Raw genomic sequence first — 9,343 nt, 5'->3', positions numbered from 1 at the left:
CCGGCCACCCGGCCTCCGCCATGACCGACGGCGACCCGACCACCTCCTACGAAAGCAGCGAGCCACCCGCGGCAGGCGACTGGGTCCGCCTCGACCTGCACACCGAACGCCCCGTGGAAGCCATCGACATCCTCCTCGGCCACCCGGACGGCACCCACACCCCCCAAGCCACCGACCTGGAAGCATCCACCGACGGCGAACAGTGGACCCTCCTGCTCAGCAGCACGCAGGTAACCGAGATCCACCACACTCCCAACCCCCCGCTCACCGCCCGCTACCTGCGGCTACGACACACCGCACCCTCCGATGAGCCCGTCGTCGTCCGGGAGCTCACGGCACTGGCCGCACCACCGGACAAGTCCCTCGTCATGCCCCGACCCGCGGCCTGGCACGGTGACTGGACTTGGGCCGAGCCCATCCCCGTAGACGGCACCGCGACCGGCCTGCCGCTGCCCGACTGGGACGAGCACCTCATCTACAACGCCGACCAGCTCTCCCACCCGGACACCCCGCTGCCCATCGCCCGCTCCGGCTACCTCCAACTCCACCCCGCCGCCCCCGCTCAGACCCGCTCCACCCCTGCCCCGGCCACCTCACCGGCCCCGGAAGGACCCACATCGTGACCAGCCCGGACCACATCCTGCTCCTGCCCTACCGCACGGAGCACACCCCGGCGACCGCCGCACAACCCGGCGCACTGGCCCTCAACCGCATGCGCCTGACCATCGGGAACAACGAAGAGGACTCCCTCAACCCACCGGTGCACTGCGAGCGGATCACCTTCAGCCTCCCCGCCGCCCCCACCGCCCGCGTGCCGACCGGTGAGCCTGTCATCCTGCGCACGCGCCTGGACCTCCCCCGAGGTCCCGGCCACGGCCGGCAATGGATGGTCAAAGCCTCCACCACCGACCCGGCCAACACCCTCCTCACCCTCGTCCCCGCCGAAACCGCCCGCTTCGACGGCACCTGGGCACTCACCCTCACCCTCGACATCAGCACCCCACTCGGCGACACGATCCGCGTCTCCGAGGACACCGCGCTCGATGGCAGCAGCCCGGAGCACCACACCAGGAGCGCCACCCTCACCACCACACCCCAGCCCAGCTGACCACCCATCACCACTGTGAGGAGACCACAACCATGACCTCTCCCAACTCCACCACCGGTGACATGATGCTCCCGCCCTCCATGGTCGAGGACCCGAGCCCGCTGCGGGTCTCCACCTTCGCCAAACCGGAATACGGCAAGCTGACGATCACCTACGGCAAGGTCAAGGACGACTCCGCCACCTGGCCCGTGCACTGCAAGCGGTTCACCGTCAGCATCCCGACCGGCCGCCAGGCAACCGCCCTGACCAGCGAACCGACTCTGATTCGTGCCGACGCCACCGTTCCCGACGACAAGCGGCAGTGGAAGGTCGACCGCCACAGCAGCCCCGACGAAGTCGTCTTCACATGCAAGCCGGAAGGCGGACCTGCGAAGTTCGACGGCAGTTGGTCGTTCCAACTGGAACTGTGGGGCATCGAGATCAACGGCGGCCCAGGCCCGGTCAACATCGCCTGGGAAGAGTCCACCTCGACCACCGGAGCAGACGGGCCGTTCACCGAGCGCTCCGGCGGACGCGACATCATCAAGCGCGACGACTCCTTCTACCTCCACAGCTTCCGCCCGGCCACGGTCGCCATCAACCGCGCCACCAAGGCAACGCTGTACTGGGAAGGCACCCCCAACGCGATCTACACCATGCACTACCGGAAACCGGACGGCACCCAGGAGTCAGTCCCGGCCGCAAACGGCATCTGGACCTCCCCGGAAGAACTGGTCGACGACACCAGCATCACCCTCCAAGCCCAAATGGGCGACGAAACCCGCTACCTCACCACCTACATCAAGGTCAACAACCCCGACCTCGCCGTCACGAGCATCGCAGCCCCCGCCGCCGGCAGTGCCATCAGCGTCAAGAACACCCTGTCCTTGCAGGACAAGGCAAGCCTGAACATCCCCGCAAACGGCGGTCAGCTCACCGTCTACGGCGCACTGACCGCAGAAGCCGCCGCAACCGCCGGACAGGGGAAGGTCACCACCGACGGTCCCCTCACCACCAACGGTCCTATCGAGGCCGAGGACTCGGTAACCATCGCGGCCGGGAAGACCCTCACTACCAACGGGCCCATCAAAGCCGAGGACTCGGTAACTATCGCAGCCGGGAAGACCCTTACCACCAACGGGCCTATCAAAGCCAACGACCACGTGACCATCGGGCCCGGCAAGTCCCTCACCGTCAACGGCCCGGTCAGCCTCAATAAAAATGTTGGCATCTGGGACGGGCTGACCGTCAAGGGCGGGGTCAACGTCGACGGCCTACCAGTACTGCGATCAGGCAACCTAGTACATATCTCAAACAGGTATCACGGGCAGTACCTTGACGGAGAGGGAGGTCCATACGTCCGCACCGTGCCCTCTCCCGGTGGTCGGGCTAGCCGGTGGTCGCTCTTTCTATCTAGTGACCAATCCGAGAAGGATGCAGGCCCAAGCGACCTCGGAACCGATAAGCCGAGCACCACTGCCAGCCCCGACGATGCCCACAAGCTGTGAACGAATGGCGCTTTTCCTAGGTTTGTCGGTGATGATCAGCCGTTGACCGAGGCGGCCGATCCGGAACTTGGGACAGCCCTGTTCCACGACTGGGCTCGAAGAGCTCTGGTTCCGGACAGAGTCAGCACCCGCGTCAGTAGCCCGCCCCCTTTCCGCCTCCTGGCAGCGCGGTTGACTACCTCAACCAGTATTCCCTGGACGGGCGTGAGCTCCCTGCCGCCGATGGGACGAACCGGCACGGTGTCCTGCCGGAGCGAGTGGGGACGCTCGACGGCGTAGCGATGCTGGGCCTGCTGGAGGCAGAGGAGGCCGCCGGGAGGGTTGCATTGAGTGTCGCGATCGTTACTGTATGCCATCACGTGGGGGCAAGAGGAGGAGAGGTAGTACATGACGACCGTCGAGGCGCTTTCCCATCCGGTGGTCCGTTCGTTCATCGAAGCCTTCAACCAGCGCGACCTTGATGCCTGGCAGGCCGTCCTGGTCGATGGAGGTGATGCGGTGTTCGTCCAGGACGGTGACTATGTCGGCATCATCGAGTGGTGGGAGTCCACCCGGCATTTCACCGTCGGCTCCGAGACCGACGGAGGCACATCCGTGACGGGTGTCTCCCACTGCAAAAAACAAAGTGTCCACCTTGACCCAAGAGACCTGGACGGCGTCACCTGGAAGTTCACCGTTGCCGGAGACAAGATCTCCCAGTTCGAGATCACCACCGACGTTGAGGTGCCCTTCGAACTGGTGAAACAGGCGTTGGGCGAGGCGGACCAGCTGAGGCAGGAGAAGTTGGCCCGAAGCACCTGCACCGCCTCCGACGGAACCAAGCACCCCTTCGGTACGCTGCGCCGCCGGCGCTTCGGACCTGACGGCCAGGAGCAGGTCCAGCAGTGCACGGTAGGCATGTACGGACGCGTTGACTGGATCGAAACGGGCATCAAAGTCGATCCCGACAAGCCTTTCCGCACCTACCGCGATCCGGCCACGGGCAAGAAGACCTTCATGGGGGAGAAGGACCGCGTTTCCAAGGTCGAGGCCGTCCTCACCGCCGACCTGGGCTGGGACGTCGAGCTGCAGAAGGTGACCGTCACCTACGAGGTGATCCCCTACATCTGGGAATCAATCAAGTGGTTCGGGGAGAACAACGAGCTGGCGGCCGGCTTCGAGCCGAAGATGGACTTCACCCTGACCCTGACGGGTCCCGACGGCGCGATGATCAGTTCCGAGGACATCACCGTCGTCGGCAAGAAGGTGCCGTATCCGCTCAAGGCCGAGCGCGTCTTCCGCGACTTGGCCCTGGGCACTCACAAGGTCACGGCGAGCGGGGTGAAGACCCGAGGCAGCAAGACCACAGACGGCCGTAACTACACCGGCAACGACAAAGTCGTCCTGAGCGAGCAATCCGTCGAGTTCACCATCGGCTGATGACCGGGGCGGCCGGCCGGCCGCCCCACCGGCTGCACCGGGCTGCGCGTCATCCCCACATTGATCACCGTGCTGTCGACCGGCGCTCACGTCGTGGCTCTGCGCTACTGATTCCGGGCCGGATGCTGCGCGGAACCTGCCTTTCGGCCAGGGTTTTTCCGACAGCGGGGCACACGAAGGGCACCCCCGAGCGTGTCAGACACAGACAACTACCAGGCAGCCGCCAGCCACCTTCGACAACAGCTCACACGGCCGCGAGGACCTGCCGGCCACACAGCAGAAGCGGCAGCTGCTTCAGCTGAGGACGACCGGCTCGCCGCTCAGCGCCACACCCGCCTCGCGCAGCTCGCTGATCGCCGTGCTGGTGGTGTCGGCGGCAACACCGGCGGTGTAGTCGAGCAGGACCCGTACCGCGAAGCCCCCTCGTACGCCGTCCAACGCGGTGGCCTTCACACAATGGTCGGTGGCGATGCCCACGACGTCGACATCGCTGACGTCCCGGGCACGCAGCCAGTCGGCCAGCGACGTGCCGTCCTGGGTCGAACCCTCGAAACCGCTCTTCGAGGCGGAGTGCGCCCCCTTGTAGAAGACCTCGTCGACGGACCCGGAGGCGACGGCGGGCGCGAAGTTCGGATGGAAGTCGCTTCCCTCGCTGCCGACGACGCAGTGCACGGGGAAGGAGTTCTCGAAATCCGGGTGCTCGGAGAAGTGAGCCCCCGGATCGATGTGGTGGTCGCGGGTGGCGACGATATACGCGTAACCCCCGTCAGCGCGCCGCACCAGGTCGGCGATGGCGACAGCCCTGTCCGCGCCGCCCTTCACCGGAACACTGCCGCCCTCGCAGAAGTCCTTCTGCACATCGACGACGATCAGAGCACGGCGCACAGCTCCATCCTTTCCTTGCAGGAACCCGTGCCCGTATGCCTGCCCGTCCGCTATGAACCGGCGCACCACGGGGCCCCGTCATTCACCCGACCAGCTAGGCCCGCACGCGCTCGGTCCCGGCTGTCGCACGAGTTCGGCCCACTCGTCGCCCTCCGGACGATCTGACGCAGTGACTGGTCGGGGCGCGGGGATCATGGTGATTCGACCGAGAGATCCCGCAGTACGGTCGCGGTGCCGGGTACTGCGGCGACGCCGACATCCAAGGCGCTGACGACCGGGCGGTATCCATAGCGCCGGGCAACCCCAGTACCCGGGCCCGGCAGTCCCCTGCCCTTGCAGCGGCTGCGTTGCTTCCAGTTGCCGTGACCTGCGCGACGGGACGCCGCTGAGCATCGCCCGGGCTCGAAGCGCGTGACGCCGATATTGTTGGTGTGCGGTCTGTGTCGTTCTCCACCTGCTCCGCAAGGCGGCCAGTGCGCCGGGCACCCGGACACTGTCCGCGGGTTGCTGGACCGGGACGGCACTACGACGACGGTACCGATGCGGTGGCGCGGCTCCGAAGCCCCGCGTGCAGTTCCTGGGTCAGTCGGATGTCCGTCGTGTGGTCATCGGCGTACTCCAGGTGGATGTCGGTTGTGCTCACGCTCGTCCCTTCGCTGGGTGGGGGTTTCGGTACTGGCTGCTCGGCGAGCAGCCGCAGTGCCGGCCTCGGTCGGAGAGCCCGGAGCGGCGTTGAAGACCACGACGCGCTGGCCCTCGTCGTCGGGGAGTTTGAGGACCTGATGCGTAAGGGTGAGCGGGCCGACGAGAGGGTGACGGTAGTCGCGGGTGCCATAGGCGCATGGGCCGCCCACGTCCATCCGGCAAGTCGGGGCCTGTTCAGTGCGTGCGTTGCAGGAAGCCGTCGATGATGTGGTCGATGAAGCCTTCGCTGACCGGCTCGCCCATAACCAGGACGCGGTAGTAGAGGGGCCCGACGAGCTGATCCGTCTCCGCCGCCACGTCCAGCCCCTCGGGCAGCTGGCCTCGCTGGAGGGCGCGTTCAAGGGGCAGGCGGTCGCGGACGCGCTGCTCGTCGAGGAACCGGGACCGGAACTCCTCGGCGAACACCGGATCGTGCTGGGCTTGGGCGATCAGGGACCGGAAGACGGCCCCGGGATCCGACTCGCGGAGGAAATGGGCGAGTTGAGCGCCGCACCGACCCCGAACAGCAGCGCGGCCAGCGCGGCCCACAGCAACGCGCCGTCCTGTACGGCGAGCCCCCCGACGCCCCCGATCATCATGAACACCAAGCCGAAGACGACGTGGTGGATGTGCAACCCGCCCAGCGTGACATTGCCCGGCCACCACTTCACCCCAGCCCTGATCATGCGCACGCTGAACCGGATGAACAAGAACGCACCGATGAAGGCGATCAGGAAGCAGAACAGCCGCAGCCGCCCGGTGTCGACCACATGCCGGATGAACCAGTGCGCCATCCACCACTCCTCATCCGCCGCGCCGCCCCAGGCACGGACAGCGCCCCTCCGTACGGACAGTAATCTCCGGGCTTCTTTCGGCGAGCGGATGCGGTCCGTGAGGGTGACGATGAAGGCATGGCCACCCGGCGTACCCAAGCCCCCAGGGGCGCGGCTGCGGCCGGCACGGTGTCCGCCGCCGGCCCCGAGTGGCGCCGCCGACTGCTGCTCGGCCTCGCGGCCGTGGCCGGTCTGGTCGCGGTCTACCTCATTGCGGCCACACTGGTGCCGCGATGGTGGGCCCAGCGGATCGGCGACGCGGTGGGCGGCCACCTGTGGGTTGGGATCGTGCTGGGCATCACCATCAGCCTGGTGTGCACCCTGTTTGCCGCTGTTGCTGCTGCGCTTCGCGGTACACCGCGAGCGGTCGCCCGAAGCCCGGGGCATCGCGACGCTGGGCGCGCTCCTGCTGGCGGCACCCAACCTGTGTACCCTCGCCGTCGTCGTCGGCCGAGGCGGCGGGGCCCGCGCGGGCCGCACCGTGATGGACGTCAAAACGCCGATGTTCCGCGGCGCGACGCTGGCCGGAGTAATCGTCGCTGTGGTGCTGTTCGCGGCACTCCTGTGGCTGATGTCCACACGCCGCCGGGGTACGGGTGCGAGCCACCGCCGGGCCCGCAGCACTTGAAAGGACGGCGAACCATGAACCACGACGATGTGGTGCGCTGGGGCGCCGGACGGTAGCGACCACACACCCGGGCCCGGGCCTGACCACCGGGCCGGGCCCGGCGAACCGAACCCCACCTCCTGCGCCCTGGCCTGTGACGGACGCGCCCGCCCTCTGGCTTTGGTCGTCACGGCAGGTCAGGCCGGGGACACGCCTGCCTTTGAGACGGCTTTGGCCCGGATCCGAGTCCCGCGCACCGGGGTGGAAGGCCACGGACTCGCCCGACAACCGTGATCGCGGACCGCGCGTACTCGTCCCGCGCGATCCTCAGCCACCTTCGCGGCCGGGACATCCGTGCCGTCATCCCACAGCTCGCCGACCAGTTCAGCCACCGGCTCAGACGCGGCCGTCACGGCGGCCGGCCGCCTGGCTTCGACCGTGACACCTACAAGCAGCGCAACAGCGCCGAACGCTGCATTGCGCGGCTCAAGCATTGGCGTGGCTTGGCCATGCGAACCGGCAAACTCGCTATCGCATACCAGGCTGCACTCCACCTCGCCGCGATCTTGATCTGGGCTCGCAGATGACCAGAGGAAGGTAATTGGCCTGAGACCCCCCAAGGGGGCCTCAGGCCAGGGGCAGTCGGCTTGCTTGCTTGCTGGCCGGCTGGCCGGCTGGCCGGCTGGCCGGCTGGCCGGCTGGCCGATGCTTTCCTACGTCTCGCTGCCGGAGATCTGGAGGATCCGGAAGGTGATGAATTCTGCTGGCCTGACAGCGGCGACGCCGACGTCGATGGTCAGCTTTCCGTCCGCGATGCCTTCGGGCGGGTTATTGCTTTCGTCGCAGATAACGTAGAACGCCTCATGCGGCGTATGTCCCAGCAGCGCCCCGGAACGCCACTGCTCCATCAGGAACGAGGTGGTGCTCGCGCGGACGGCAGACTGAAGCCGTTCATCGTTTGGCTCGAAAACCACCCATTTGGTGCTGGTCCGGATTGACTCCCTCAGGAAGTTGGCCAGACGGCGGACGTTCAGGTAGCGCCATTCGCTGCTGTCGGAGAGGGTGCGGGCACCCCACACCAATACGCCTTGTCCAGGGAAGGACCGCAGGCAGTTCACCCCGGCCGCATTGAGCGGCCCTTGCTCATCGTCGCTCAGGCTCACCTCGATACCGGTGACCGTCTGAAGGTTCTGGTTCGCGGGGGCCTTTTGCACACCGCGCTGCGCATCGGTGCGAGCCCATACCCCGGCGATGTGCCCTGAGGGCGGAATCAGACGTTCGGTTCCGTCAAAGCCGGGCGTAGTGACCCACGGGTAGTAGACGGACGTGAACTGCGCTTCCTCCTCATCCAAGCCAAACGCTGCGGGCACCTTCTCTGCGTCAGTTGCGGAGAGACCTTGCTTGGTGTGGAGCACTGCCATGCGGTTGCCCAGGTCGGCGCAGTGCCGGGCGATGGCCTTCGCGATGGCGGGAGCATCCTCCGCGGTCTGCCACAGATCTGGAGCAACGATGATCTTCACTTCGGGGACGAGCTCCAACGCGGCCAGGCCGGTTCCCTCGTCCTCGTTTCCTTGGTAGGCCGCTAGACAGTCATCGCCGTCGGCCGTGCCGACGACGTAGCACGAGCCCCCGCCGTTCGCGAAGAAGCCGTACACCGCCTCAGCCGCATACGACGAAGCAGTGAAGTCCTCTCCGTCGCCGGAGGGAAGGTAGATCTCGCGAAACTGGTTCCAGCTCTGCACCTGGCGCGGCTCTCTCACCTCACCGGGGATAGAGCCGATGAACGCGGGCGTCGAGGTACCCGCTCCGGTAATCATCCGAACCCCGCTGTCTACTTCCGTAATGTAGACACCGGGCGGCTTGGAAGGCGGCATGGAGCTCCTCGGGCATCGCAAGGGGACAGGGGCAAGCGCCAGGTCGGGCGCTCCCAGCAAAGCCTAGAGACCAAACTGACATAGGCTCAGAAATGTCACCTGATCGGACTACTGCTTGCGATCTTGCTTGATTGGCAGCTAGCCCGGTTTCCTGCACCTCTATGCAGTCCGGCACGCCCGTGCCCGCCTGTCCATCGCCGTTCAAAGAGACACGCTCTAGTGCTACGTTCCTCAAAGTATGTACGTATAGCGGCGTCGTAGTTGGCGGGTTGGTGGGGCGGGTCTGCCCCAGATCCATGGTCTGGCACGGGCATTGAGCTGGGCCGTTGCCAGACGGGTTGCCTGGTCGATTTCGTCTGGTCCGGCGAAGGACTGGCCTGCGAGGGCAGCTTTACGGAAGATGCGCCACCAACCTTCCTGCAGGTTCAGCCAGCAGGCACCGACAG

The 9,343-nt window shown here is 66.5% G+C and carries 10 protein-coding genes and 2 pseudogenes; 6 read left to right on the top strand and 6 right to left on the bottom strand.

The features are described from left to right. The 4 genes from B073_RS0137150 to B073_RS0137135 form a co-directional block, all read left to right on the top strand. Positions 1 to 623: discoidin domain-containing protein (locus B073_RS0137150; RefSeq protein WP_026248085.1), on the top strand; the 623-nt coding region annotated here is incomplete at its 5' end. Continuing rightward, positions 620 to 1,108 carry a hypothetical protein gene (locus B073_RS45465; protein ID WP_018543126.1) on the top strand — a complete coding sequence of 163 codons (489 nt, stop codon included), beginning with the start codon at positions 620 to 622 and terminating at the stop codon, positions 1,106 to 1,108. The genes B073_RS0137150 and B073_RS45465, both read left to right, overlap by 4 nt. Positions 1,109 to 1,140: 32 nt before the next feature. Continuing rightward, entirely contained in the window at positions 1,141 to 2,595 is a 1,455-nt protein-coding gene (locus B073_RS0137140) for a hypothetical protein (RefSeq protein WP_026248084.1), read from the top strand. Positions 2,596 to 2,982: 387 nt separating this feature from the next. Further along, positions 2,983 to 4,014: a nuclear transport factor 2 family protein gene (locus tag B073_RS0137135; protein WP_018543125.1), complete on the top strand. Its 1,032-nt coding sequence runs from the start codon at positions 2,983 to 2,985 to the stop codon at positions 4,012 to 4,014. A gap of 294 nt (positions 4,015 to 4,308) precedes the next feature. Here the strand turns inward: B073_RS0137135 and B073_RS0137130 are convergent, their stop codons facing one another. The 4 genes from B073_RS0137130 to B073_RS48610 all read right to left on the bottom strand — a co-directional run bounded on the left by B073_RS0137130 (position 4,309) and on the right by B073_RS48610 (position 6,377). Next, positions 4,309 to 4,899: an isochorismatase family protein gene (locus B073_RS0137130; RefSeq protein ID WP_018543124.1), complete on the bottom strand. Its 591-nt coding sequence runs from the start codon at positions 4,897 to 4,899 to the stop codon at positions 4,309 to 4,311. Between the two features lie 605 nt (positions 4,900 to 5,504). Continuing rightward, a complete protein-coding gene (locus B073_RS46985; RefSeq protein WP_158690324.1) occupies positions 5,505 to 5,759 on the bottom strand; it encodes a hypothetical protein in 255 nt (84 codons plus the stop codon). Positions 5,760 to 5,778: 19 nt separating this feature from the next. Continuing rightward, positions 5,779 to 6,132 (bottom strand): TetR-like C-terminal domain-containing protein, encoded by a 354-nt coding sequence (locus tag B073_RS42460; protein ID WP_078508389.1) that lies wholly within the window; start codon positions 6,130 to 6,132, stop codon positions 5,779 to 5,781. Beyond that, positions 6,033 to 6,377 (bottom strand): hypothetical protein, encoded by a 345-nt coding sequence (locus B073_RS48610; RefSeq protein WP_018543122.1) that lies wholly within the window; start codon positions 6,375 to 6,377, stop codon positions 6,033 to 6,035. The genes B073_RS42460 and B073_RS48610 overlap by 100 nt, the downstream gene beginning before the upstream one ends. A 364-nt stretch (positions 6,378 to 6,741) precedes the next feature. Between B073_RS48610 and B073_RS43165 the strand changes: the two genes are divergently transcribed. Both B073_RS43165 and B073_RS0137110 read left to right on the top strand, forming a co-directional pair. Beyond that, a complete protein-coding gene (locus B073_RS43165; RefSeq protein WP_018543121.1) occupies positions 6,742 to 7,044 on the top strand; it encodes a hypothetical protein in 303 nt (100 codons plus the stop codon). Between the two features lie 120 nt (positions 7,045 to 7,164). Continuing rightward, positions 7,165 to 7,610: pseudogene (locus B073_RS0137110) on the top strand (transposase); the annotation flags it as partial. 126 nt (positions 7,611 to 7,736) lie between these two features. Here B073_RS0137110 and B073_RS0137105 read toward each other — a convergent pair. Both B073_RS0137105 and B073_RS48605 read right to left on the bottom strand, forming a co-directional pair. Next, on the bottom strand, positions 7,737 to 8,897 hold the full coding sequence (locus B073_RS0137105; protein ID WP_037814110.1) for a phage tail sheath family protein: 1,161 nt from the start codon (positions 8,895 to 8,897) through the stop codon (positions 7,737 to 7,739). A gap of 231 nt (positions 8,898 to 9,128) precedes the next feature. Then, positions 9,129 to 9,343: pseudogene (locus B073_RS48605) on the bottom strand (IS630 family transposase); the annotation flags it as partial.

It is taken from the genome of Streptomyces sp. MspMP-M5 (genome assembly GCF_000373585.1).
Classification (GTDB): domain Bacteria; phylum Actinomycetota; class Actinomycetes; order Streptomycetales; family Streptomycetaceae; genus Streptomyces.
Note: the sequence above shows the minus strand (reverse complement) of the source record. Positions and strands in the feature narration are given on the sequence as shown.

Excerpts from the sequence above, each read along its gene's own strand:
- B073_RS0137135 (WP_018543125.1), top strand. The coding sequence starts at position 2,983 with ATGACGACCGTCGAGGCGCTTTCCCATCCGGTGGTCCGTTCGTTCATC.
- B073_RS46985 (WP_158690324.1), bottom strand. The coding sequence starts at position 5,759 with ATGGACGTGGGCGGCCCATGCGCCTATGGCACCCGCGACTACCGTCAC.
- B073_RS0137140 (WP_026248084.1), top strand. The coding sequence starts at position 1,141 with ATGACCTCTCCCAACTCCACCACCGGTGACATGATGCTCCCGCCCTCC.
- B073_RS0137105 (WP_037814110.1), bottom strand. The coding sequence starts at position 8,897 with ATGCCGCCTTCCAAGCCGCCCGGTGTCTACATTACGGAAGTAGACAGC.
- B073_RS48610 (WP_018543122.1), bottom strand. The coding sequence starts at position 6,377 with ATGGCGCACTGGTTCATCCGGCATGTGGTCGACACCGGGCGGCTGCGG.